The following is a 25,309-nucleotide window of genomic DNA, read 5'->3' on the forward strand; positions in this document are numbered from 1 at the left end:
CAGATAAATTATGAAACAGTCAGAAACTTTTACAATCACAATCCCCGAGCATTTAGTCGGAGAGCGCATTGATGCGATCCTTCCACTTCTACAGCCTAATCTATCTCGAAGCCAAGGACAACGTCTAATTAAGAATGGCCAAGTCCTTCTCAATGGCGAAGTACCTCGTCCGAGAGATAGCGTCGCTAGCCAAGACATTATTCAACTAACTATCGATAAAAATCAACCAGATAGTGAGGAAATTATTCCAGAAAAGATTGATCTTGATATTATTTTTGAAGATGACGATATCATTGTTCTCAATAAACCTGCCGGCATGGTGGTGCATCCCGGCGCTGGTAATCAGCTAGGGACACTTGCAAATGCTCTCCTCCACCACTGCCCTGAGCTCGCCAATCTTAGTCGCGCGGGAATTGTTCACCGCCTTGATAAAGAGACCTCCGGCATTTTAGTTATTGCAAAAAATGTTGAGGCAGAAGAGAACCTCATCGAGCAATTTAAGGCTAGAACCCCTACAAAAATCTACCATGCCCTTGTTATCGGTGAGATGATTTCCGGTCGTACAATCGATGCACCCATTGGTCGCAATCCACATCGCCGGAAACATATGTGGGTTACAGAGACTGATGAAGAGGGAAACAATGAGGGGAAAGAGGCGATTACCCACGTTCGTGTCAAAGAGCGCTTTAGAGCACATACCCTTTTAGAAGTGAATATCGAAACAGGCAGAACTCATCAGATCCGCGTTCATATGCAACATATCAACTACCCGATTGTCGGCGATAGTGATTATGGCGCACGCCTTCGTATTCCAAAGAGATTTGGACAACATGCTGAAAATGTCTTACGTGGCTTTAAGCGACAGGCGCTCCATGCTTACTCAATCACCTTTAATCATCCTCGCACCGGCGAGTCTATCTCTTTTGAGCAACCTTGGCCTAATGACTTAAAAACATTAGTAGATGCCATTCGAGAGGAGAGTATCGCTTATGAGCAGCAAGATCATTAAAGCTGATAATGGTGTCGTCGTAGTTGCTCCTAACTGGCCGCTTTCAGAGCGAATTAGAGCGTTTACAACCACACGACAAGGGGGTGTTTCTCAGGGAGCATTCTCAGGACTTAACCTCAGCTTAAGCTCCTCCGATCAAAAAGAAGATGTCTTAGAGAATAGAGCGCGCCTCAAAACCGCCTTCAACATTCCCGGCACCCACTTCGCCCTTACCCAGATCCACTCTAATCTCTGCGTCCCAATTTTACCGAAGTGGAATGGTGCCGGCGCAGATGCTGCCTATACAGAGAGCGCAAATCAACCAGCAATGATCTTAACAGCAGATTGTCTGCCTATCTTGATCACTAATCGTCAGGAGAGTATCGTTACTGCGATTCATGCCGGATGGCGCTCACTCCTAATGGATATTATTGAAAATAGCTTTCAGGCCCTCAATCAAAAGAGTGAGGATCTTTTTGTCTGGTTAGGGCCGGCAATTTCTCAAAAAGCCTTTGAGATTGGCCCTGAGGTTAAATCCGCATTTCAATATCGCAATACATTGCTGCATAATCTTGAGGAAAGAGAACGTCATCATCCGGCGCTCTTTCTCCCCTCTCCTAACAAAGGTAAATATTTAGCGGATATCTATCAGCTAGCAAAATTGCGCCTTAAAAACCTCGGTGTTCCTGAAGCGCAGATCTATGGCGGGGATCTCTGTACCTACTCTGACCCTATACTCTTCTACTCCTATCGACGAGATGGAATCTCATCGGGGCGCATGGCAAGTTACATCTGGCGCCATGAAACGTAGAAGCATAATGGGAGCAGAACGATAAGAAACTAACCTGAAGTTCTTAGAGAAATAGGCTAAAATAGAGCGTTAAATTTTATCGATCTCAATGATCGACATCTACAAACTTGCGAGATTTATAACCAGTTATGTCCACAGTACAATATAAGAAATTTTATATTCAAACACAGGGCTGCCAAATGAATGAGTATGACTCAGAAAAGATGGCAGACTCACTCAAAGCATTTTGTAATTTAGAGCAGACTGATAAGATTGAAGAGGCTGATCTCTTTATTCTCAACACCTGCTCTATCCGAGAAAAAGCACAAGAGAAGGTCTTCTCTGAGTTAGGTCGCTGGCGGAAACATAAAGAGGAAAATCCCCATATCGTGATTGCCGTTGGGGGCTGTGTTGCATCGCAAGAGGGAGAGGCGATAAAAAAACGCGCTCCCTTTGTAGATATTATTTTTGGCCCACAAACATTGCACCGCCTCCCTAAAATGCTTAATGATGTATGGCAAGGCAATGGGACACAGGTGGATGTCTCCTTCCCGGAGATTGAGAAATTTGATCATCTCCCCAAGCCACGCGCCGAAGGTGTTACCGCATTTGTCTCCATCATGGAAGGTTGTAACAAATATTGCTCTTTCTGTATCGTTCCTTACACTCGTGGGGAGGAGATTTCACGCCCCTTTATCGATGTATTAGGAGAGATCGCTTCACTTGCAGAGCAAGGCGTACGTGAAGTAACGTTACTTGGACAAAATGTTAACGATTACCAAGGGGAGATGCCTGATGGTAAAATTGGCGATCTAGCGCTCTTAATTGAGTATGTTGCTGAAATTGAAGGGATTGAGCGGATTCGTTACACCACCTCCCATCCCATCGCATTTAATGATCGACTTATCGAAGCCTATGCTCGTGTCCCTAAGCTCGTATCACATCTTCATCTTCCTGTTCAATCGGGCTCTGACCATATTTTGATGATGATGAAACGCAACCACACGGTATTAGAATATAAAGCAAAAATTAAAAAACTTCGTGCCATCCGCCCCGATATCTCTATCTCAACAGATATTATCGTTGGTTTCCCCGGAGAGAGCGAGGCTGACTTTGAAGCGACAATGAAGCTCGTTGAAGAGATCCATTACGACCACTCATTTAGCTTTATCTACTCCGCAAGACCGGGAACGCCGGCAGCAAATCTTCCTGACGATGTCTCCTTAGAGGAGAAGAAAGCACGTCTTGCACGCCTACAGGCAAAATTGACAGAGCAAGCAAATGCAATTTCACAATCGATGGTCGGTACAGTTCAACGCATCTTAGTAGATCGCCCATCTCGCAATAATCCCAAAGAGCTTGCCGGAAGAACCGAGAATAATCGGGTCGTCAACTTTGAAGCCCCTAGCACTCTGATTGGTCACTTTTGTGATGTAATGATTACAGAAGCGCAACCAAACTCTCTCCGTGGACGTCTTGTTGTCGCCGAATCTTAAACCAAAATATTAGAAAGAGAGATCAAAACCCATTGATCTCTCTTTCTCCATCAGAACAGACTAATCTCTCTACAAGAGAGGCACTAAAGAATACTTTAAAGAGATGTCGATAATCATCTATATAACTCATCAATATAACTCATCAATATGACTCATCGATCTGACTCATCAATATGATTATTTACCTGACTATCAACATATCAACATAACCATTAAAAATCGTTATTTGCATAATTAAGTAACTTCTCTGTTGAATACAGAAATTAAAACCACATAATCTCTTTTAGAGTGGAGACCTTTTTTAAGTTAGACTGAAGAAAAGGTCTGCGTCAGATAGCTCAAAACAGATTTAAGTTTTTTAACCATTAACAAGGACAGATCCCTTAACCGCGTTACTCTTTAACCTCTCATTTTAAATTGCAACAAACTCTATTAACGAACTCTACAGTTTATGTTTATAGAGAAGAGGTTGAAGGAAGAGTAAAAATTCTCTCAACTGAGATAGACCAAAAGTCTTCCACGAAAGAGTTACCTCTCAAGGATTGTTTAAAGGAATATTATGAATATCAATAAAATGACTTTTCACGCAGCACATGATGCGCTCGACCAACATCAAACAGATTGTCTCGTTATCGGTGCTTTTGAAGGGAAACTAACTGCGACTGCAGAAAAATTAGATGCACACCTCAATGGCGCATTAGCAAAATTACTCAAGAGTGGCGATATTAGTGGTAAAACGGGAGAAGTTCTCCCCCTTCTCGGTCTCAATGGACTTAAAGCGGAACGTCTCTTAGTTGTGGGTTTAGGAAAAGAAGAGAAGTACAATATCGATATGATGCGCAAAGCTGTTGCCGCTGCGACTCGCTGGATCAAAGCGACACCTGCTAAAGATGCAACATTTGCCCTACTTGAAAACTGCAAGCGCAAAGCAACCTCAATCCCAGCCCTTATTCAATCGATCGGTGATGTGCTCTATCAATTTGCCGCTGAGAAAAAAGAGAAAGTCAAAGCGCTCGACCTTAAAACAATTACAATCCTCGATAACAATGAAGAGGCGGGTATCGCTGAAGCGGTTGCCTATGGTCAAGCATTAGTCAATGGAATGTCTTTAACAAAAACGCTCGCAAATATGCCGGCGAATATGATGACACCTAAAGATCTTGGCGAAGCTGCCCTTAAACTTGCAGAGAAATACCCAAGCATTAAAGCTACCGTCCTTAACAAAGATGATATTAAAAAGTTACAGATGGGGGCTTTTCTTGCAGTTGCGCAAGGCTCAAAAGAGAAACCTCGCTTTATCGTCCTCGAATATGTTCATGAAGAGATGCAAAATGAAGCTCCAATCGCTTTAGTTGGAAAGGGTGTTACTTTTGACACCGGCGGTATCTCACTCAAGCCGGGTGCAGCAATGGATGAGATGAAATATGATATGGGTGGTGCAGCCTCTGTCTTGGGAACATTTAGAGCACTTGCTGAACTTAATTTAAAAGCGAATGTGATCGGATTAATTCCCGCTACAGAAAATATGCCTTCCGGCAAAGCAGTAAAACCTGGGGATGTTGTTACCTCGATGTCAGGTCAAACAATTGAGATCCTCAATACTGATGCTGAAGGTCGCCTCATCCTTTGTGATGCCCTAACCTATGCAACCCAATTTAAGCCGAAAGCAATTGTCGATATTGCCACTTTAACTGGGGCGATTATCGTCGCATTAGGCCATGAGGTCTCAGGACTCTTCAGTAACAACGATACACTTAGCAACAAGCTCAAAGAATCTGCAGATACAACTCGTGATTACGTTTGGGAGTTCCCGATCTGGGATCATATCTTCCAACCAATGCTTGACTCTAATTTTGCAGATATGGGAAATATTAGCAGCGGTGGTCGCGGCGCAGGCTCAATTACTGCAGCTTGTTTCCTTGAGCGCTTTGTTGAAGATTATCCATGGGCTCATCTCGATATCGCAGGTACCGCATGGACTTCAGGCAAAGAAAAAGGTGCAACAGCACGCCCTGTTCCACTACTTCTTGACTTCATCAAGAACTATAAAGATTAAATTGGGTAAAATACTCTAGAGGAATGGGATTGGGGAGTGAGAATTTTCCAATCCTAGTTCCAGTTTCCCAATCTGTAATCGATTGGTCATCTGATAAACAATCATCGAATAACTGCTCAATAGCACAATAGAATTACAGTTGAATTACAATTGAATTCGTAAATAGCAATTGATCAGTTATCATACTAGCGTTATCTAATCTGTAGTTAATCTGTAGTTAATCTATAATTAATCTGTAATTTGACTCTCAAAAGGAGATACATCATGGCAATTCGTGTTGGTATTAATGGTTTTGGTCGTATCGGTCGCTTTGTTTTCCGTGCAGCATGCGAGCGTAACGATATTGAAGTAGTTGGAATCAATGATCTTATCGATGTTGATTACATGGCTTATATGCTCAAATATGACTCTACTCATGGTCGCTTTAATGGAACTGTAGAGGTAGAAGATGGGCACTTAGTAGTTAACGGCAAAAAAATCCGTGTAACTTCAGAAAGAGATCCTGCGAACCTTAAATGGGATGAGATCAATGTTGATGTAGTTGTCGAAGGTACAGGTCTCTTCTTAACGGATGAGACAGCACGTAAACATATTACAGCTGGCGCTAAAAAAGTTGTTATGACAGGTCCTTCAAAAGATAAGACCCCCATGTTTGTTATCGGCGTTAATGAAGATAGCTATAAAGGCGAAGATATTGTTTCAAACGCATCATGTACAACAAACTGCTTAGCACCTATCGCTAAAGTTCTTAATGATACTTGGGGGATTGAATCAGGTCTTATGACCACAGTTCATGCGACAACAGCAACCCAAAAAACTGTCGATGGTCCATCTGCAAAAGATTGGAGAGGTGGTCGCGGTGCATCACAAAACATCATCCCTTCATCAACAGGTGCAGCAAAAGCTGTTGGCGTTGTTATCCCTGAGCTTAATGGTAAATTAACAGGGATGTCTTTCCGCGTTCCAACTCCTAACGTCTCTGTGGTCGATTTAACAGTTAACTTGAAAAAACCTGCAACTTATGAAGAGATCTGCGCAAAAATGAAAGAGATGGCAGAAGGTGAGTTAAAAGGTGTTTTAGGCTATACCGAAGATGCAGTTGTTTCAACTGACTTCTTAGGTGAAGTATGTACTTCAGTCTTTGATGCAAAAGCAGGTATCGCTTTAACAGATACTTTTGTCAAAGTTGTATCATGGTATGACAACGAAATCGGTTACTCTAACAAAGTTCTCGACTTAGTTGCACATATCTCTAAATAATCGTTTCTAAACGAATCTAAAAGAGGGCTTAAAAAGCAATTTACTGAGTGTTCCGCACAAGAAACTAGCTAATGCCCTTTAACAAAGAGAGATCTATCTTATTTGCCTACCAGCAAAGATGTTAGATCTCTTTTTTTATGCCAATTTTTAATTTTTACACCAACACCCCCAATTACTAACACTAATACTGACACTGATACCCTACTCTCTTGCGTGAGCCGAGCGCTATGAGGAGTTCTAAAATCCTTAAAACTAGAAAAATGATGATAATTAAAAGCATGATCATTGAAAGTGACTAATCTCTAGCTAATAGCTTCTCTTTTTTAAAAAAAGATTTATTATGGGAAAGTTTTGTACTCAGAAAGCAGATAGGGATCAATGCGCGATCCTCCCACTTCAACAAAGCAGACCTACAATTCATAGAACTTTATTTTATCAACCATCAATGGAGTCCACCGATGTCTCAACCCCAAGATGTCAACTACAGCCAAGGGATTGTCCCCCAAGAACAAAGAAAAAGCCTTATCTCCCTCTCCTTTATTATGCTCGGCCTTACCTTCTTTTCGGCAAGTATGCTTGCTGGAGGTCGTGTTGGTGCAGGTCTAAATCTCAATAACTTCTTTATTGCCATCTTAATTGGTAACTCTTTTTTAGCAATCTATACCGCTTTTTTGGGCTATATCGGTGTCAAAACGGGCTTAACAACCCACCTTTTAGCGCGCTATGCCTTTGGTCGCCGTGGGGCTTGGTTACCCTCGCTACTTCTTGCCGGCACACAAGTGGGCTGGTTTGGTGTTGGGGTCGCAATGTTTGTCATTCCTGTTAGTGAAGTTACCGGAATCAATCTCTACCTCCTTATTGCAATCGCCGGCATACTTATGACCGGAACAATGTATTTTGGAATTGGCGCGATTGCTGCCCTCTCTATTTTAGCGGTCCCTTCCATGAGTATTTTAGGGATCTATTCTGTCTGGGAAGCTGTTGATTCTGTCGGTGGTGTACGCGCACTTGCTGCAGTTGAGCCGACTGATCCCCTCACAATGGCGAGCGCCCTTAGTATCGTTATCGGCTCATTTATCAGTGCCGGCACATTGACCGCGGACTTTCTTCGCTTTGGGCGCAATGCAAAAACAGCTATTATCGCCGCTGTACTTGCCTTCTTTATCGGAAACTCATTAATGTTTATCTTCGGCGCTATCGGTACACTCGCCTTAGGGAAAGCCGATATCTTCGATGTTATGCTCATTCAAGGGTTGATTATTCCTGCCATTCTTATTTTAGGTTTAAATATCTGGACGACTAACAATAATGCACTCTACGCTTCAGGCCTTGGTTTTTCGAGCATTACAGGCATCTCAAGCCGAAAACTTTCGATGATTTTAGGTTTTATCGGGACGATTAGCTCACTCTGGCTCTATAATAACTTTGTCGACTGGCTTATTTTCTTATCATCTGCTATCCCTCCTGTGGGAGCGATCTTAATTGCGGATTTCTTTATGCAGAGAAAGCGTTATGAGCAGATTGCCGAGATGAATGCCATCTTTATGAATTGGAATGCGATTATTGCTGTCATTGCCGGTGTATTGGCAAGCTATCTCTTAGGGGGAATTGTTCCTCTAAACTCTGTTATCGCATCATTAATCACCTATCTTCTTCTTGAGAAGACATTAGGCACTAAAAACCATATCAAATAATCAAATAGGAGAATATAAGATGCAACTATTGATTGAAAATGCCCGCCTCCGCGATCATGCCGGTCTTTGGAAAGTGATGATCTCCGAGGGGAAATTTGCGAAGATCCTCCCACAAGATGAACCTTTTGAAATCTCTGAGTCGATCAAACGAATCGATGCTGAAGAGGGATTGCTAATTCCCCCCTTTATCGAGCCCCATATTCATCTCGACACCACACAAACAGCAGGTGAGCCGAAGTGGAATCTCTCAGGGACTCTCTTTGAAGGGATTGAGCGCTGGGCAGAACGAAAAGCACTTTTAAGCCATGAAGATGTCAAAAACCGTGCGCTTAAAACATTAAAATGGCAAGTTGCCAATGGTATTCAACATGTTAGAACCCATGTCGATATCTCTGACCCCTCACTCGTTGCCCTAGAAGCAATGCTTGAACTTAAAGAGGAGGTCAAACCATTTATCGACCTTCAAATCGTTGCTTTTCCTCAAGAAGGTATTCTCTCATTTCCACAAGGAGAGGCGCTTCTTGAAGAGTCGCTAAAGATGGGAGCCGATGTTGTCGGTGGTATTCCCCACTTTGAATTTACGCGGGAATATGGCGTGCAATCATTAGAGTATCTCTTCTCGCTTGCTAAAAAATATGATCGTCTTATCGATATTCATTGTGATGAAATTGATGATGAACAATCTCGTTTTGTAGAATCTGTCGCTGCATTTGCCTATCGTGATGAGATCGGAGAGCGGGTTACCGCAAGCCACACCACCGCGATGGGATCTTATAATGATGCCTATACTTCTCGCCTCTTTAGAGCATTCCGCCTCTCAAAGATCAACTTTGTAGCTAATCCTTTAGTAAACATTCATCTTCAAGGGCGTTTCGATAGCTACCCTAAACGCCGTGGAATGACACGCGTTAAAGAACTCTTAAAAGCAGGTTTAAATGTTGCCTTTGGTCACGATGATGTTTTTGATCCCTGGTACCCTTTAGGCACCGCTAATATGCTTCAAGTGCTCCATATGGGAATGCATGTCGGGCAGATGATGGGGTATCCTGAGCTCAATAATGGTTTAGATCTCATTACCAATAATAGCGCCAAAGTCCTTCACCTTGAGCAATACGGTATTAAAGAGGGATTTTCGGCTAACTGCTTGATTCTTCCAGCAGAGAATGGTTTTGATGCTTTAAGACGCCAAGTAGCGACTCGCTACTCCATCCGCCAAGGAAAGATTATCGCAACAACTACCGAGCCCTTAACCCATATCTATCTTCAAGAAGGAGATGAGCATGGAGAGAGAGTCGACTTTAAACGCTAAAGTCTAAATAGAGAAGAGAATAAATAACGAAAAAGTAACGCAATAGTTCTCTTCTGAAGTTGCATTGAGAAGTTACATTGAGAGGTTACATTGATCTTTATCGTTATTTCTATTTTTAATCTTCTGTAAATAATAATAAAGTTGGGTATAATGAAAATGGTTAATAGTTGAGAAGAGCGCACAGAATGCATCTTTTAGGAAGGTTACTTAAAGATTCATTAAGAGATCTAGCAAATCAACTAATAATTAATAGACTAATAAACCGATTAAATAGGCAGAATAAGCGATAAAAATAGTATTTAAGCGATTTAATATTAGATATCCATCTATTATCCATTGATCTTTAACCTTAACCCACGTTAGGAGTTTAATATGAGTAAACAATATAAAACGATTTTAGTCCCTGTTGATGGTTCTGATGCCTCTCTTAAAGCACTTGATCGTGCAATTGAGTTAGCAAAGTTCTACACAAGTAAATTAGTCATTGCCCACGTTATTGATGTTCGCTCATACTCACTAGCGATTGCTTATCGTGAACCACTTGAAGAGTATGCGGAAGATAATGCGAAAAAGATTCTTGCAGATGCAGAACAGAAAGCTAAAGATGCAGGTATCACTGATGTTGCAACATTGAAAAAAGAGGGCTCACCAAGATCTGTCATCGCTAAAAAGATTGCGCCTGAAGTCAATGCTGATCTAATTGTTATGGGTGCAACGGGTTATGGCATGGTTGAGAGAATGTTTGTAGGATCTGTCTCTGAGAGCACTGTCCGTCACTCAACTTGTGATATCATGATCGTTCGCTAATACGCTAATAACGATTTGCGAGATATATTTTCGAAGTATCTAATATCTATTTGTATTTAACAATTCTAAAGAGCTCTTGAGTTAAAGAGCTCTTTTATTTTTAGTACTTTCACTCACCTTAAGTTCAAAGAGCGAGATGCTTGAATGAAAGTAGGAGTAAGAAAGAGAGAACAATGAACAAAGAGGCGGTCAAAATGGCACAAATATTAGTTGATGCTGATGCTATTCCCAATGTTTTAAAAGAGATTCTTTGCAGAACTGCCGTGCGAGAGAAGATTAAGATAACCTTTATCGCCAATCAGCCAACCAAATTACCCCGCTCCCCCTTTCTATTAGCGATTCAGGTATTATCGGGATTTGATGTGGCCGATCAACGAATAGTCTCTATGACTGAAGCTGATGATCTAATCATCACCGCCGATATCCCTTTGGCAAAAGAGGTTCTCGATAAAGGGGGAATTGCCCTCAATCCACGAGGTGATTTTTATGACCTTGGGAGTATCAATGCCAAACTTGCGATGCGAGATTTTAATGAGCTTCTTCGAGGAAGCGGTATTCAGACAAAGGGACCTGAACCACTCAATCAGCGCGATCGTCAACACTTTAGTAATAGCCTCGATCGTTGGCTGCGTGATTATCATCGCCCTTAAAACTGAGCATAACTAAATCTAGCGGCAATTACGCTCCTGCTTTCGTTTCTCATTTTATAGAAAGCTTGATACACTAAGCGTTTCCCTAATTTGCCCTTCCTTGCTCTATCTCCTTATGGAGCCTTGTTAATAGAATCATCTGATAAGGATTTAATATGAAACTGATACGTAATATTCTTGGTAAAGCGATCCTCTTTTTTGATAATACCTTTGCACCAACGCCGGTAAAACGCTCTGCTGAAGCACAAGCGAAGATGGATCAGAAGACTGCTCATCTTGCACTCTACCAATTTCACATGTGTCCCTTCTGCGTCAAAGTCCGCCGGACCATTAAAAGACTCAATCTCAATATTGAATTGAGAGATGCAAAAGATAATGCTCAATTTGCTGAAGAGCTTCTCTCCCAAGGTGGCAAACGCCAAGTTCCCTGCCTTCGTATCGAAAATGAAGATGGCTCTGTCAACTGGATGTATGAGTCTGATGCCATCAATCAATATCTTGAAAAGATTGCACACGAAGCATAATCTTCACTCCCTTAAAAAGGTGCCTTCATGCCTTTAAAAAAGCGATCATCTATCACTAGAGATCGCTTTTTTAATACTAAATATCTCAATATCTCAATATCTCAATATTTAGGTATCTATTTAAGCATTCAAGTCTGTAATAATACTTATCTATCTTGACCTATCTTGTTTGCCTATCTTGCCTTGCCTACATCTTCTTCACATCACTAATAACAATTTTGGAATGAATTTTAATGATGCCAGAAATCTTATTCAATTTATGGGTGATAAAATAGGAGAAGGTTGAGAAGTTATTTGTTCTCACATGGAGTAGGTAATTTGATTCACCGGTGATGATATAAGCATTGATCACCTCTGGTAATGTGGCAATATGATCGCAAAAATGTTGATGTCCCGATTCATCAAGATGCATTAAACCGATCTCAACAAATGCTTCAATCTCTCGCCCTAACTTCTTCTCATCTAAAATAGCGCGATAACCTTTAATAATGCCACTATTCTCCAACTCTTTCACCCTACGGTGACAAGCGGAGGGTGACAACGATATCCTTTCTGCTAAATCTTGATTGGATAATCGACCATCTTCTTTCAACGCGCGTAAAATCTTCAAATCTATTTCATCTAGTTTCATTTAGAATCTCCTCTCTTTTTCCCTCATCTTACCGCATTTAATTCTAAAAAATAGTTTTATGGACTATTTATTTGCAATAAAATTCGTTAAATTTCGTGTTAGATTGTGGTTATCATGCTTTAAATAGAAAATAACAACGCATTAATTTGACGATATGGTAAAAAATATTAAGAAATAACTAAAATAGACTTAAATTTTCGTCAATTATTCGTAAGTAGATCTTAAAAAATCACACGATTTAGGTCAAGAAAAGCCGATAAAAGAGTTGCAAAATAGTGCGCTTTTTAAAGGCAATAAAATAGAGAGCAGTATTAGCTAGGCGATATAGACAATATAAACGATATAGATGACATAAATAGATAAATAGGTCATTAACAACTTCACTTAAGATTAGCACTTGAGCGAGATTGATAAAGATCCAAAAAATCGAATAAAAATAGAAATCTATAAAACCTAACAAATAACAAAATCACCAATGAATCATTGAGCATTAAAGGAGAAGATTTATGATCACACTTCAAGACTGTTTAAAACTTGATCAAAACGATCAATTAGCCCACTTTAAAGAGCAGTTCGCACTACCTAAAGAGGTGATCTACCTTGATGGCAACTCGCTTGGCGCACGTCCTAAAGCGGCAGAGGAACTTGCAAAACAGGTCATTATGCAAGAGTGGGGAAATGATCTTATCAATAGCTGGAATAGTAATGATTGGTGGAATTTGCCAACACGCCTAGGCGACAAAATTGGCCAACTTGTCGGAGCAAAAGCTGGGGAGACAGTGGTTACCGATACAACCTCCCTTAACCTCTTCAAAGTATTAGCGAGCGCGATCCATATTCAAGAAGAGCAAGATCCTCAACGTAAAGTGATCATTGCAGAGAGAGATTCCTTCCCAACGGATCTCTATATTATTGAAGGATTTACCCAATTTTTAGACCGTGGTTATCGTATTGAGCTGATCGACCACCCCGATGAGCTTGCAGATAGCATCAATGAAGAGACGGCCGCTATTGTTCTTTCTCACGTCAATTACCGTACCGGGTACTTCTTTGATATGGCAGAAACCAATAGAGTTGCGCATGAAAAAGGGGCATTAGTCATCTGGGATCTTTGTCACTCAATCGGTGCTGTTGCGATCGATCTTAATGGAAGTAACGCTGATTTTGCCGTTGGTTGTACCTATAAATATCTCAATGGTGGCCCAGGTTCTCCCGCAATGCTCTGGGTTCATCCACGCTATCAGACACGCTTTTGGCAACCACTCTCTGGTTGGTGGGGTCATGAACGTCCATTTGATATGGCTGTAAAATATGAAGCTGCATCGGGGATTCGCCGCTATCTTTGCGGAACACAACCTATTATCTCCATGTCTCTTATCGAGGCGGGAGTAGATATCTTCCTACAGACCGATATGGCAACTATTCGTCAAAAATCGTTGGCTCTAACAGACCTCTTTATTAAGTTAATCGAACAAGAGTGCCAACCCTATAATCTAAAACTAATTACCCCGAAAGATCATCACTATCGAGGTAGCCATGTTAGCTTTGAGCATAAAGAGGGTTATGCCGTTATTCAAGCCCTAATTGCACGAGGTGTTATTGGCGATTATCGTGAGCCTGAAGTGATGCGTTTTGGCGTGACACCACTCTATTTAAGCTACAGCGATATCTGGCATGCAGTTGCCCATATTAAAGCGGTCTTTGAAAATAGAGAGTGGGAAAACCCTCGCTATCAACAAAGAGGCGATGTGACCTAATTTCCATCTTCATTTAGTCACCTAGCAGATTAAAAATCAGGGAAATAGTAGCGTTGCAGAGGATAAGATTGCTGCATTATGTACCATAGATCTGTGCAATAGATCTGTGTAATAGATCTCATCTTTTCTTAAAAAATTCTACTATTTTCCCCTGATATATTGATAAAATATATACAATATTACAACTTAAAATCTACCTATTAGCCTAAAACAGATCCTCTTAACCAAAATTAAGCAACATCGCGATAATTAACTCGCTTTCACTCTGTTATCAACACTTCAGTAGTGATAATAGATAAGAGAATCGATCGTGAAAATCGCAGTTTAAGATTGACGTTTAACAATAATAAAAAATGGTAGAAGAAGTAGACCACTACAAACTAAATAGAGGTATTTAAGATCTTGACTAACAAGATCTTTGGAGGATTATCATGAGTAGCTTTGATAAAATTCAAGCTCGTGAAGCAGGACTTCACAAAAAATTAACTGGCAAACAGATGGCGATGATCGCTATTGGTGGTGCTATCGGTACTGGATTATTTCTAGGTAGTAAATTTGCCATCGCTTTTGCCGGCCCCGGGGTTATCGTAAGTTATGCCATTGGCGGGGTTATTGCCCTATTGCTGATGGGTTGCTTAGCGGAGATGACAGTACAACATCCCACTTCAGGCTCTTTTGGCGCCTACGCAGAACACTATATTCATCCTTTAGCTGGCTTTCTAATCCGTTATAGCTATTGGGCTTGTATTGTTCTAGCGGTAGGGACTGAGGTAACAGCCGTTGCCGATTATATGAAATTTTGGTTTCCCGACATCTCTGCATGGATCTGGATTGCCCTCTTCTCTGCTGCACTGATCTATGTGAATGCTTACAGCGTCAAGGCCTTCGGATCTGTAGAGTATTGGTTTTCAGCCATTAAAGTCTTTGCAATTATCGCCTTTATCATTATGGCAATTGGTGTAATCGTCAGTTTCAAAAATGGAGCTGAAGTGAAAGAGAATCTCATCGGTGATGATGGCTTCTTCCCTCATGGATTCTCCGGCGTTTGGATCGGCGTTATTATCTCTATCTTTAGTTATCTTAGTATTGAGATGATTGCAGTAGCCGCAGGTGAGGCAGAAGATCCTGAAAAAGCGGTACGTCACGCCTTTAAAGCAACACTCTTACGCCTCTTTATCTTCTATATCTTATCGCTCTCACTCATCATTATGTTGGTGCCATGGAAAACATTGATCACGCCAGAAGCGACAAGCCCTTTTGTGACGGTAATGCAATCCTTCAATGTTCCCTTTGCAGATAGCATCTTAAACTTCATCGTCATTATTGCGGCACTCTCTGCGATGAATAGTATGCTCTATATCTCAACACGAATGATGTTTAGCCTCTCTCGTGCGGGAGATGCGCCTAAAGTCTTTGGCACAATCAATAAAAATGGAGTACCGATGCATGCATTAGCACTCTCTGCAAGTGGGATTGCCGTTGCTGCTATTGTCTATACCTTCAATCCTGATACCGCATTCCCGATTATGATTGCACTCTCCATGTTTGGTGCCCTCTTCACCTGGGGGATGATCTTCTTCACCCACCTCTTCTTTAGAAGAGCGATGCGCAAAACAGGGGTTCAATTGAAATTTAAAATGCCAGGATATCCTATCGGAACCCTTCTAGGCTTTGGGTCAATCGTTGCAATCACGATCACCACCTGGTTTACCGATATCTTCCATTCAACATTAAAGTTCGGTATCCCCTTTTTGATATTGTTAGTGATCTTCTACTTTATTAAACAGATCCAGAACAAAAAGGTACAAAACCAAGAGGCAACCAAGCCGTAAAATCTCATACAAGCTCTCTTAAATATTACTTTTATTACTTATTATCACTTTTCACCAGTTAATCATTTAAGAGAGCGCCTCTTTAAAGTATGCTCTACAACAAAGATAGAGATCTAGAAGGAAGTAGAGTGGGATGTAAGAAGATCATCACACTCAACCTGATCAGCAATAAAATAGATAAAAATAGTAAAAACGATAAAAATACTCCGATAAAATGGTCACTACAGGGAATAAATATTATGAGAAATCAGTATGATAATAGCGTTACCGTGGCAGATGAAGAGCGGATCTTAGAAGATTTTAATCAACGAAGTCAAGAAACCTACCGATCGATACCGCACCTCTCTAACTGTAGCTACCTCAATGACCCTCTCCATAATCTTGATGAAAAAGAAGTGAAGAAAGATGAGCTTTTCCAAGATTCTCCCTTGCAAACGGCTGTAGATGAACGAACAACTTACGATCTTTTTCTCACCCCAAAACAAGCGCTAGGAACGATTGTCTTTATCCATGGCGGTTATTGGCAATGGTGCCATAAATCTGATTTTGCATTTATCGCTCCACCCATTTTACAAGCAGGCTATAACCTTCTGCTATTAGAGTATCCTTTAACTCCGACTGCTACACTCTCTGAAATTAATCGCGCTATTAAAATCGCTTTAGATTACTTTTTAACCCTTGAGAAGCGGCTCGATTTAACAAAGCCTACCATTTTAGCAGGGCATTCTGCTGGCGCTCATCTCGCCTCTCTCCAGGCGAATCATCCACTTGTTGATGAATTGTGGTTATTAAGTGGCATCTATCAACTTCAACCCATTGCGCAATCTCATCTTAACCAAGCATTACAGTTAACGCCCCATGAGATAGAAGCGCTCTCTCCCCAACTTCAGGCTGCTCCACTTCGCAAAAAGATAAAAGTGATTGTAGGTCAAGAAGAGCTCCCTGAACTCATCTACCAAAGCTTAAGCTACTATCAAAAACTATTTGCCGAAGGCGCTCAAGCTGAGCTGCTCATTCTACCGAGTAATCATTACACCATTTTAGAGACCTTTTTTAGCCAACTCCGTTAAGAAAATCCTCTTTAGCGCTTTTCACTCCTCATTCTTCATTCCTCATAATCAATCTATAGAGCAATATATAGAACATAACGGAGGCAAGATCATCAAAAAATAAGTAAATAAAAAAGGTAGCTAGAAAGCTACCTTATCACGATATTTTGTCACTCTGATTTAAAGTGATTTAGCAACAGCTAATGCCGCATCATAGTCTGGTTCTGTTGTCACCTCTTTAACATACTCAACATAACGGATCACATTGTCACGATCTAACACAACAATTCCGCGAGAAAGAAGCGCTAACCCTTCAATTTCAAATCCATACTCAACACCAAAATCATGTGTTTGATAATCTGATAGAAGATGGTTATTTTCAATACTGTTTTCCCCTGCAAAGCGTTTTTGAGCAAATGGGAGATCTACAGAGATCGTTAAAACAACAGTATCTTCTAATTTTGCTGCCTCAGCTTCAAATCTCTTTGTCTGAAGAGCACAAACGCCGGTGTCGATCGAAGGTACAACAGAGATAATCTTAATTTTTCCGGCAAAATCATCTAACGTTACAGGCTTTAGAGAAAAATCAACAACTGTAAAATTAGTACCCTTCTCCCCCACCACTGCTTCTGTACCGATAAGCGTAATAGGATTGCCACCCATTGTAATACCTGTTCTATTTGTCATAAATCTCTCCTTGCACAATTGCTAAATGGATACTTTCTGCATACTAGCACACCTATCACTATAAAGGGGACAATTTCCCTGGTTAAAATGCATGCAAAAATAGAGACAATCTGCCCTTACATTCTCCTATTCATAGTTGAGCTTCATATCGCCTAACTTTAACCAGCCCTTCTGATAGAACCAATAAGTTAATAAGAGTGAGATAAATGCCGGTAAGATGAAGTGACAAACTAAGACATAGATAGCCGTTGTAATAGAGAATCCCATCGATTCAAATGCCATAAACTGCCCAACAAACCCACTTGTTCCCATCCCCGCTCCAGCGGCATTATTGGTCATCTTAAAGAGCACAACACCAATGGGCGCCGCTATCATCCCGGCAACGGTCGGTGGGATCAAAATTAAAGGTTTTCGAATAATATTTGCAATCTGTAACATCGAGGTCCCGACGCCTTGCGCGATTAAACCGCCAAAACCATTATCACGATAGCTACTTGTGGCAAAACCAACCATCTGAGCGCTACAACCTATAACTGCAGCCCCAGCGGCAAAACCATCTAAACCTAGCATAAAGGAGAGTGCCGCACTAGAGATCGGCGCCGTTAATGCTAATCCCATCACTGTTGCCACTAAGATCGACATCACTAAAGGGCGTTGCTCTGTAGCCCAATTGATAAGATCCCCTAAACCACGCATTAGATCATGAATAGGGATACCAACCCATTTTGCGATCCAGAAACCGACGAAAAAAGCCATAAAGGGGACAACAATGATATCGAGCTTTGTACTTTTATAGATCAATTTTGTCAATTCAACGGTAATTAGGACAGAAACATAGGCTCCCGCAGGTCCTCCAATATTATTACCAAATGCGCCCACAAAGACCGCAGAGAAGAGAATTAATGGAGGTGCCTTTAAGCTTGCGGCGATTGCCACTCCAATTGCGCCTCCCACAATCTCCGGTTTCATAGCAAAACTTCCTAGCTCTACAAATGATTCCCACCCTAATTGTTGCCCTAATGTTTTGACAATAAGCCCCATCAAGAGTGATGAAAAGAGCCCTAACGCCATATAACTCAATGCATCGATAAAGTAGACTTTTGGGGATAGTGTGATCCCTTTGCCTGATAGATACCCCCGTACACTACGGCCCATTTTTTCTCTCCTCATTTTGTGATGAATATATTTTTGACATGCGTATTTTGACGCACTAATTACGAAGCGCCCTAAAGCTTCCGCCTCAAAAGCCCCGATCAACCCTCTATATTGAACCTATCGCCTAAAATTTCAACTCTCAATTTAACTTTCTCCTGCAATCTCAATCATCTCTTCGGGCAATACACAAGGCATAATTAAGCATTATGGGAGTTTTTAAGTGCTTGTTATAATCTCTCTATTAATATCGCTATTGAATGTCGCTATTAATGTCACTATTACGTATCTTGATTAGCGTTCCTATGAATGTTTCTATTAAAGTTCCCATTAATATTTTCTATTGATACCACCATTGATGTCACTATATAGTTGATCTTAATATTGATATCTATCGATAGATCTATTTCGCTTCACTCCTACCTACTGATAAAGAGAGGCCCGTATGAATCATCTTAATACCAATCATCTACTACCTGGACTACAAACTATTGCGGAAGAGATGATGAAAATTCGTCAACAGATCCATCAACATCCGGAGTTGGGTTTTGAGGAATTTGAGACCGCTAAGCTTGTTGCAGAATCTCTAAAAAGCTGGGGCTATCATGTCGAAACAGGAATTGGTAAAACGGGTGTCGTAGGACAACTTAAAAAAGGGGATGGACCGAAGATTGGCATCCGTGCAGATATGGATGCATTAAAAATTAAGGAAGAGAATCAACTTCCCTATAAGAGTCAAAGAGAAGGAATTATGCATGCCTGTGGCCATGATGGGCATACTGCAACTCTCCTTGCTGCTGCAAAATATATTGCGGAGAATCCCCACTTTAAGGGAACACTCAATCTCTTCTTTCAACCGGCAGAAGAGGAGCTAGGTGGCGCAAAAGCGATGATTGAGGCCGGCGCTTTGGAAAAGTTTCCCTGTGATGCAATCTTTGGATTTCATAATATGCCGGGATTTCCACTCGGTCACTTTGGATTTAAAGATGGTGCAGCATTAGCGTCATCAGATCGGGTTACGGTGAAGATCCAAGGAAAAGGGGGACATGCGGCTATGCCCCATTTTACAATTGACCCCATTGTTGTTGCCTCTTCAATTGTTCTTAATCTTCAATCGATTGTGGCACGTAATGTTTCACCTTTAGAGATGACCGTTATTTCAGTTGGATCTATTCATGGGGGAACAACTTTCAATGTTATTCCAGATAGTGTCACCCTTCAGCTCTCTGTTCGCAATCTTAATGCCGATGTTCAAGATCTAGTGGAGGAGCGCATTAAACAGCTCATTCAATCACAAGCAGCAAGCTATGGTGCAACGGCAGAGATCAATTATGTGCGGGCCTATCCTATCCTTCACAATAGCGTAAAAGAGACTCAATTTGCTAAAGAAGTTGCGATCGACTGCTATGGTGAAGCGAAGATTATTCCTAACTTTCCAGCAATGACCGGGAGTGAAGATTTTGCCTTTTTCTCTCAACAGCTTCCCTCAAGTTATCTCTTTGTAGGGAATGGAACCGATGGTGCGCATGGCTGTTCTGTTCATAATCCTCACTATGACTTCAATGATCAGTTAATCCCTATTGTTGCTAACTATTGGGTAAATCTTCTCTATCGCTTCTGTCCTATCAACTAATAGATTCTATGGGTTCACAGATTCATAGGCTCATAGGTTAAAAGATTTTACTTAAAGCTTATGACTTGGAAAAAAACAGGCTAGAAAGGTGGCGCTACCTTAAAGTGGAGTGCCTCTTTTGTTGAGGGATGAATAAATTTTAACTCAGAAGCGTGAAGCGCTAATCGCGCTCGCTGTTGCAATGCTACACCTTGAGCATAGAAGCGATCGCCTAAGATCACATGCCCTAAGGAGAGCAGATGGACGCGCAATTGATGAGATCGTCCCGTTAAAGGATTGAGCGAAACGCGAGTAAAATTCTCCTGTCGATTACGAAAGAGGATCTGGTAAGCCGTGATTGCCTCTTTTCCTCGCTCGAAACAGACCATCTGTCTAGGCCGACGCTCCCAGTCACAGATCAGCGGAAGATGAATGATCCCTCCCTCCTCCTCCATAATGCCAAAGACATCAGCGATATAGCGCTTGTAAGTCTCTCGTTCCCGAAATTGACGTTTCAACTCTCGCTCCGCAGCTTTCGTCAAAGCAATTACTAAAATACCGCTTGTTGACATATCTAGTCGATGGACCGTCTCGGCAGTGGGAAACTCCCACTGAACCCGCGTGATAATACTATCGTGAAGCTCAGCTCCTTTTCCAGGAACAGAGAGCAACTCTGCCGGTTTATCGACAACCATAATCTCCTCATCTTGGTAGAGAATATTTAACCAAGGCTCGATGGGGGGATTATAATAAAATTCCATGTTAGATCTCCTAGATCTAGATCTCTATCAAAATGATGCCAAAGCGAATCACCTTGCCATCAATGGCGAACTTAGTGATGATATCACTATTGAAAAGCCTGCTAAATAAGTTTAATGAGGCAGATATCCTCTCTAGATTCGAGATAATTAACGATAATAACTTTAACAAAGAAAGAATTTAACAAATTTGGAGAAAATAATGTACAAACTACTCTTTTTTGTTCCTGATACACATTTAGAAACAGTCAAAGAAGCAATCTTTGCCGCAAAAGGGGGTAAAATTGGCAACTATTCCCATTGTGCATGGCAGGTCTTAGGAGAAGGACAATTTAAACCACTTCCCGGCAGCAACCCCTACTCTGGAGAGATTGATCAATTAAAACGGGTTCCTGAATGGCGCGTGGAACTTGTTGTCGCTAAACCCTATATCCATGATGCAATTGCCGCTCTTAAATCAGCACATCCTTATGAAACGCCCGCCTATGATGTTATTGAACTTCTCCCTTTCTGATTTAACAAAATAAAAAATACAAAATAGAAGGTGCGTGAAAAATAGAATAGATGAGAAAAAGAGACAAGAGAAAAGAGAGATCTTCACATCTCCACTGACTAACTATAATAAGCTTTATCATCTTTATAAGCTTTATAAGCTAGTGAATGGATTATGAAGTATCTCTCTTCTAACAGCTGACTAGTATCGGCTAGTATCTGACTAATAACGTCATCAATCAGGATGGCTACCCATGATGATCGATGAATATTATCAATAAGTCTTTATTAGATACCCTCTTCTTTTGCCTTCTCTTCTAAAACATAGCTCAACCAGTGAGAAGAGATAATATCTGGCAATCTATTTTGACTTGTACGGGCTGTTAAGTTGTCTAAGTCTACAGCTTTTAATGGCTGATCTTGCTGCGAACAGGTAAAGACCGCTTTAGTTCGTTCTCCCGTTGCAGGATCAACTTGCCACTGTAGACACTGACCACATACCCCTTTCATCATACATTGCATCGGGCTACCGATAGTTCCGGTGACATGCAGATCCTCTTTAAAGAGATCTTTAAGTGATCCACCTTCAGAGAGCTCTTTTTGGAAACCTTTTAACATGCCGGTAGAACCCATCGCCATTAAGCGATCAACTTCACCCATATCAACAATTCCCTCTTCATTGAGCGATTTGATAAGCTTAATCACATCCCATTCAACAACAGAGTGATCTTGAGGACGACGTGCTTCAATAGGATCCCCTTTGCCTACCGCCCAGATAATTTGATCTGCACCCTCTTCTAGCTCATCCATATGATCCACATCATTTTTAGAACCCATTGCCGCAATATAGATCACCTTATTGCCGGCACTTCGAAGAGCAAAGCCGATATCGAGCATCACCGCTGCGCCCCAGCGCCCTGCCACTACTAAAATAGTTTTACCTGAGGGTAATTTAGTAGGAGCACCTGTAGGTCCGGCGAGAACAACTTGATCTCCCGGTTTTAATGATGGAATCAATCTTTGACCCGTTCCCCATTGGAAGACCAGTAGACGAATCGCATCTTCTGTAGAGCCTGTTCCTGAAACTGTTAAAAGCGGAATCTGCAGACGGGTTCCGGCAACAATTTCGCTTCCTGTTTCAAAAGTCTGCATCCGGAAAAATTGCCCTGGCTTAAAGTTTTTAGCCGCCATAGGTGCTTTTACCCAAACCTCACAAACAGTTGGGTTAGAGGCATCGATCGACTGAATCGTTGCCGTTAAGCCCTCTTTCATCTCTAAAGAGAGAATATTATTAGACTTACTATTTTCAGGTAGACGATCGAGTGCTTGCATAATAATGCGCGATGACTTTTTCGCACTTGCAATTGCTTTAACCACATTACCATTGAAAACAGGATGTGTATCACCAATATAGGAGACGCGCTTCTCGCCACGACGATAAGAGGTAAAAGGTGCAAAAGCCTCTTTATTATTTGTACCCCATTGATATGGAACGAGATTGCCATCAAGATCATATCCTTGGAAATGATGCTTCTCTTCGATCTCAATTGAACCGGGATATTCAGTACCATAAATAGTATTTGGAGAAGTTCCTGCCGCCACTAATACCGCTCTTGCCGGAACAACAACTTCCTCCTCACCCGATTTGGTAAAGCGGATTGCTTTCACATGTCCATGCTGATCAAGCTCAACGCCTAATGGATTGAGCTCTTCTCCAAAATGGATACCCTCTTCAAAAGCTTTGGTGACCTCTTCATGGTTGAGAGTATAAGCTGGAGATTCCTGCAATGTTCTCCGATAGGCAATCATTACACCACCCCACTTCTGCAATAGGGGGTTAAAATCTGGCGCTTCGCCGGCAGCTGCTGCACGTTCACGTTCAGCGCGCACTTCTCGACCATGAGTCAAAAACTCTGTTAAGGTCTCATCATCTTCTGGAGAGAGATTCTCACGGATCTTCTCTTCCCCTAAAATTTCTACTCGATGAAGCACCTTCTCTACCTGCTTAATATAGTAGGCTTGAACCTCTGTTGCTGTATCGATGGCAGTTAAACCACCTCCGATAACAACTGCCGGAAGACGTACTTGTAAGTTAGCAATTGAGCTATCTTTAGCGGCACCTGTTAGCTGCATCGCCATTAAGAAGTCAGAGGCTTGTTTCATCCCTTTTGCTAAGGAGTTATCAATCTTTAAAACTCTAGGAAGACCGGCACCAACTGCGAGCGATACATGGTCAAAGCCAAGATCGAAAGCATCTTCTAATGTTAATGTTCCCCCTAAACGGACACCGCCATAGATCTCTACATTGCGACGACGTGCCAAAGTCAGATAGATCAATTTTAGGAAGTTTTTATCCCAACGTACCGTAATTCCATACTCGGCTACGCCACCAAATCCTGCAAGGATACGATCACCTAAGCGCTCTTCAAGATCATCCCAATTTCTAACTGGTTGCGTTAAGATCTCAGCGGGAAGAGGCTCAATCTTCAATCCATCAATTCCCACTACATGACAGCCTTGTTGTGAAAGGTAGTGCGTCATGGTAAAGCCTGCGGGGCCCATTCCTGCCACCAATACTTTACGGCCATTCTCCTCCGCTGGAAGGTAATCTTCACGTTTAAGAGGATTCCAACGCGCCAATAAGTTATAGATCTCGACCCCATAAGGAAGATCTAATACTGTTGATAAGACGCCTGTCTCAATTTGTGGAATATTAACTGGCTCCGCGCGCTGATAGATACACGATTTCATACAATCATTACAGATACGATGTCCCGTTGCCGGCACCATAGGATTCTCTACCATAGTGATTGCAAGCGAACCGATCGAGAGCCCCTCTTTCTCTAATCGTTGCATCTCTGAGATCATCTCATCTAATGGGCAACCTGTTAATGTCTCATTGAAGGGATTTTTACGGAAACCTTGCTCAGGCTCCCCTTTTTTCACCGGGAAGCCGATACTACAAAAATCACCATCATGATCATGACAATATTTACAATAAGCAATCTCACTTGCGATCCCATAACGATCCATTCGCTGGTCTGTCAGATCAAAGCCATCTCGCTTACGAAGTGGTCGGCTTCCAACCCTCACAGGAATTCCCTGGAAAGAGCGCTCTTCTGTGGCAACTAGATGATCAAAGTCGAGACGGGCAGGAAATTTAAAAGTGATCCAATCTTGAACGCGTGCAGCACCTTCAGGATCTTTCTCTGCTAAAGCACCCCATTGATGAATCGCAACGATCTCATCAGCATCCTTTTCTAGATCAAGAGAGAGAGCATATTTTGCAATTTTGGCTTCTAATTCGGGATCTTGATCAGAAACGCCAATCTTTTTCAGAAGCTCTGCATGATGCTCAGCGAAAGTTCCCTCAATCTCTTGACGGTATCGTTTAGCACCTCGCTGTATAAATTGCTCTTTAAAGAGCATCAATCGCTCATAACGCTTTGCGCGATCAATTAATGCTTCACTCTCCTTCTCAATATGAAAGAGCTCTGCGATAAATCGGTTGAGATGAGCACCTAATTCAATTTGAAATTCAGACTCTTCAATTGCAGTAAATTCTGCTTCTCCACGACGCCACTGTAGTAGGGTCGATAGAGTCTCTTCAGGGAGAATTTGCTGATAAAGGGTATCAATCTCTACTAACCCTTCTCGCTTCTGTAGGTCTTGAAAGCTCAAGCCATATCGCTGCAATCGTTCATCTAATGCCATCTCTATTCCTCTAAAATCAACTGAATTCAACTGAAAATAATTTTGCTTATT

At 41.6% G+C, this 25,309-nt stretch carries 20 protein-coding genes; 15 read left to right on the forward strand and 5 right to left on the reverse strand.

Annotated features, from left to right (window positions below; genetic code table 11):
• Positions 1-10 precede the first annotated feature (10 nt).
• The 10 genes from DC077_RS02530 to DC077_RS02575 all read left to right on the forward strand — a co-directional run bounded on the left by DC077_RS02530 (position 11) and on the right by DC077_RS02575 (position 11,574).
• Positions 11-1,009: an RluA family pseudouridine synthase gene (locus tag DC077_RS02530; protein ID WP_109201172.1), complete on the forward strand. Its 999-nt coding sequence runs from the start codon at positions 11-13 to the stop codon at positions 1,007-1,009.
• The gene (gene pgeF / locus DC077_RS02535; RefSeq protein WP_157953470.1) at positions 990-1,799 is read left to right on the forward strand and encodes a peptidoglycan editing factor PgeF; all 810 of its coding nucleotides are present in this window, start codon (positions 990-992) and stop codon (positions 1,797-1,799) included. The genes DC077_RS02530 and pgeF overlap by 20 nt, the downstream gene beginning before the upstream one ends.
• A 128-nt stretch (positions 1,800-1,927) precedes the next feature.
• On the forward strand, positions 1,928-3,274 hold the full coding sequence (miaB, locus tag DC077_RS02540) for a tRNA (N6-isopentenyl adenosine(37)-C2)-methylthiotransferase MiaB (RefSeq protein ID WP_109201174.1): 1,347 nt from the start codon (positions 1,928-1,930) through the stop codon (positions 3,272-3,274).
• A 559-nt stretch (positions 3,275-3,833) separates the two neighbouring features.
• A complete protein-coding gene (locus DC077_RS02545) occupies positions 3,834-5,330 on the forward strand; it encodes a leucyl aminopeptidase (protein ID WP_239990338.1) in 1,497 nt (498 codons plus the stop codon).
• Positions 5,331-5,594: 264 nt separating this feature from the next.
• On the forward strand, positions 5,595-6,590 hold the full coding sequence (gene gap / locus DC077_RS02550) for a type I glyceraldehyde-3-phosphate dehydrogenase (protein ID WP_109201175.1): 996 nt from the start codon (positions 5,595-5,597) through the stop codon (positions 6,588-6,590).
• A gap of 458 nt (positions 6,591-7,048) precedes the next feature.
• Positions 7,049-8,284, forward strand: coding sequence for a cytosine permease (gene codB / locus DC077_RS02555; protein ID WP_109201176.1), 1,236 nt, complete (start codon positions 7,049-7,051; stop codon positions 8,282-8,284).
• Positions 8,274-9,593: a cytosine deaminase gene (locus DC077_RS02560; protein WP_420810000.1), complete on the forward strand. Its 1,320-nt coding sequence runs from the start codon at positions 8,274-8,276 to the stop codon at positions 9,591-9,593. The genes codB and DC077_RS02560 overlap by 11 nt, the downstream gene beginning before the upstream one ends.
• Positions 9,594-9,965: 372 nt before the next feature.
• Positions 9,966-10,400, forward strand: coding sequence for a universal stress protein (locus tag DC077_RS02565; RefSeq protein ID WP_109201178.1), 435 nt, complete (start codon positions 9,966-9,968; stop codon positions 10,398-10,400).
• 194 nt (positions 10,401-10,594) lie between these two features.
• On the forward strand, positions 10,595-11,050 hold the full coding sequence (locus tag DC077_RS02570) for a YaiI/YqxD family protein (protein ID WP_109201271.1): 456 nt from the start codon (positions 10,595-10,597) through the stop codon (positions 11,048-11,050).
• Between the two features lie 155 nt (positions 11,051-11,205).
• Positions 11,206-11,574 (forward strand): glutaredoxin family protein, encoded by a 369-nt coding sequence (locus tag DC077_RS02575; protein ID WP_109201179.1) that lies wholly within the window; start codon positions 11,206-11,208, stop codon positions 11,572-11,574.
• Positions 11,575-11,761: 187 nt separating this feature from the next.
• On the opposite strand, the gene DC077_RS02580 is transcribed toward DC077_RS02575, so the two are convergent.
• Positions 11,762-12,205, reverse strand: a complete 444-nt coding sequence (locus tag DC077_RS02580; protein ID WP_109201180.1) for an Lrp/AsnC family transcriptional regulator — start codon at positions 12,203-12,205, stop codon at positions 11,762-11,764.
• Between the two features lie 506 nt (positions 12,206-12,711).
• On the opposite strand from DC077_RS02580, the gene kynU reads away from it, so the two are divergent.
• The 3 genes from kynU to DC077_RS02595 all read left to right on the forward strand — a co-directional run bounded on the left by kynU (position 12,712) and on the right by DC077_RS02595 (position 16,864).
• On the forward strand, positions 12,712-13,962 hold the full coding sequence (gene kynU / locus DC077_RS02585; protein WP_109201181.1) for a kynureninase: 1,251 nt from the start codon (positions 12,712-12,714) through the stop codon (positions 13,960-13,962).
• A gap of 431 nt (positions 13,963-14,393) precedes the next feature.
• Entirely contained in the window at positions 14,394-15,794 is a 1,401-nt protein-coding gene (locus DC077_RS02590; protein ID WP_109217817.1) for an amino acid permease, read from the forward strand.
• 239 nt (positions 15,795-16,033) lie between these two features.
• Complete coding sequence (locus DC077_RS02595) at positions 16,034-16,864, forward strand: alpha/beta hydrolase (RefSeq protein ID WP_109201182.1); 831 nt, start codon at positions 16,034-16,036, stop codon at positions 16,862-16,864.
• Between the two features lie 159 nt (positions 16,865-17,023).
• Here DC077_RS02595 and tpx read toward each other — a convergent pair whose 3' ends face one another.
• Both tpx and DC077_RS02605 read right to left on the reverse strand, forming a co-directional pair.
• On the reverse strand, positions 17,024-17,530 hold the full coding sequence (tpx, locus tag DC077_RS02600) for a thiol peroxidase (protein ID WP_109201183.1): 507 nt from the start codon (positions 17,528-17,530) through the stop codon (positions 17,024-17,026).
• A gap of 126 nt (positions 17,531-17,656) precedes the next feature.
• Complete coding sequence (locus DC077_RS02605) at positions 17,657-18,685, reverse strand: PTS sugar transporter subunit IIC (RefSeq protein WP_109201184.1); 1,029 nt, start codon at positions 18,683-18,685, stop codon at positions 17,657-17,659.
• A 442-nt stretch (positions 18,686-19,127) separates the two neighbouring features.
• Between DC077_RS02605 and DC077_RS02610 the strand changes: the two genes are divergently transcribed.
• Entirely contained in the window at positions 19,128-20,315 is a 1,188-nt protein-coding gene (locus tag DC077_RS02610; RefSeq protein WP_109201185.1) for a M20 aminoacylase family protein, read from the forward strand.
• A gap of 80 nt (positions 20,316-20,395) precedes the next feature.
• Here the strand turns inward: DC077_RS02610 and rluA are convergent, their stop codons facing one another.
• Positions 20,396-21,055 (reverse strand): bifunctional tRNA pseudouridine(32) synthase/23S rRNA pseudouridine(746) synthase RluA, encoded by a 660-nt coding sequence (rluA, locus tag DC077_RS02615; RefSeq protein ID WP_109201186.1) that lies wholly within the window; start codon positions 21,053-21,055, stop codon positions 20,396-20,398.
• A gap of 199 nt (positions 21,056-21,254) precedes the next feature.
• Here rluA and DC077_RS02620 point away from each other — a divergent pair, with 199 nt between their 5' ends.
• Positions 21,255-21,566 carry a YqfO family protein gene (locus DC077_RS02620; protein WP_109201187.1) on the forward strand — a complete coding sequence of 104 codons (312 nt, stop codon included), beginning with the start codon at positions 21,255-21,257 and terminating at the stop codon, positions 21,564-21,566.
• 266 nt (positions 21,567-21,832) lie between these two features.
• Here DC077_RS02620 and DC077_RS02625 read toward each other — a convergent pair whose 3' ends face one another.
• Entirely contained in the window at positions 21,833-25,258 is a 3,426-nt protein-coding gene (locus DC077_RS02625; protein ID WP_109201188.1) for an FAD-dependent oxidoreductase, read from the reverse strand.
• Positions 25,259-25,309: the final 51 nt, after the last annotated feature.

Origin of the sequence: Ignatzschineria cameli (genome assembly GCF_003121895.1) — a bacterium.
GTDB lineage: Bacteria > Pseudomonadota > Gammaproteobacteria > Cardiobacteriales > Wohlfahrtiimonadaceae > Ignatzschineria > Ignatzschineria cameli.

What these genes read in the sequence shown, in the direction of transcription:
- gap (WP_109201175.1), top strand. Translation starts at nt 5,595, where the DNA reads ATGGCAATTCGTGTTGGTATTAATGGTTTTGGTCGTATCGGTCGCTTT.
- miaB (WP_109201174.1), top strand. Translation starts at nt 1,928, where the DNA reads ATGTCCACAGTACAATATAAGAAATTTTATATTCAAACACAGGGCTGC.
- tpx (WP_109201183.1), bottom strand. Translation starts at nt 17,530, where the DNA reads ATGACAAATAGAACAGGTATTACAATGGGTGGCAATCCTATTACGCTT.
- DC077_RS02620 (WP_109201187.1), top strand. Translation starts at nt 21,255, where the DNA reads ATGTACAAACTACTCTTTTTTGTTCCTGATACACATTTAGAAACAGTC.
- DC077_RS02580 (WP_109201180.1), bottom strand. Translation starts at nt 12,205, where the DNA reads ATGAAACTAGATGAAATAGATTTGAAGATTTTACGCGCGTTGAAAGAA.
- rluA (WP_109201186.1), bottom strand. Translation starts at nt 21,055, where the DNA reads ATGGAATTTTATTATAATCCCCCCATCGAGCCTTGGTTAAATATTCTC.
- DC077_RS02570 (WP_109201271.1), top strand. Translation starts at nt 10,595, where the DNA reads ATGGCACAAATATTAGTTGATGCTGATGCTATTCCCAATGTTTTAAAA.
- pgeF (WP_157953470.1), top strand. Translation starts at nt 990, where the DNA reads ATGAGCAGCAAGATCATTAAAGCTGATAATGGTGTCGTCGTAGTTGCT.
- kynU (WP_109201181.1), top strand. Translation starts at nt 12,712, where the DNA reads ATGATCACACTTCAAGACTGTTTAAAACTTGATCAAAACGATCAATTA.
- DC077_RS02590 (WP_109217817.1), top strand. Translation starts at nt 14,394, where the DNA reads ATGAGTAGCTTTGATAAAATTCAAGCTCGTGAAGCAGGACTTCACAAA.
- DC077_RS02545 (WP_239990338.1), top strand. Translation starts at nt 3,834, where the DNA reads ATGAATATCAATAAAATGACTTTTCACGCAGCACATGATGCGCTCGAC.
- DC077_RS02530 (WP_109201172.1), top strand. Translation starts at nt 11, where the DNA reads ATGAAACAGTCAGAAACTTTTACAATCACAATCCCCGAGCATTTAGTC.
- DC077_RS02595 (WP_109201182.1), top strand. Translation starts at nt 16,034, where the DNA reads ATGAGAAATCAGTATGATAATAGCGTTACCGTGGCAGATGAAGAGCGG.
- DC077_RS02625 (WP_109201188.1), bottom strand. Translation starts at nt 25,258, where the DNA reads ATGGCATTAGATGAACGATTGCAGCGATATGGCTTGAGCTTTCAAGAC.
- DC077_RS02610 (WP_109201185.1), top strand. Translation starts at nt 19,128, where the DNA reads ATGAATCATCTTAATACCAATCATCTACTACCTGGACTACAAACTATT.
- DC077_RS02605 (WP_109201184.1), bottom strand. Translation starts at nt 18,685, where the DNA reads ATGGGCCGTAGTGTACGGGGGTATCTATCAGGCAAAGGGATCACACTA.
- codB (WP_109201176.1), top strand. Translation starts at nt 7,049, where the DNA reads ATGTCTCAACCCCAAGATGTCAACTACAGCCAAGGGATTGTCCCCCAA.
- DC077_RS02575 (WP_109201179.1), top strand. Translation starts at nt 11,206, where the DNA reads ATGAAACTGATACGTAATATTCTTGGTAAAGCGATCCTCTTTTTTGAT.
- DC077_RS02565 (WP_109201178.1), top strand. Translation starts at nt 9,966, where the DNA reads ATGAGTAAACAATATAAAACGATTTTAGTCCCTGTTGATGGTTCTGAT.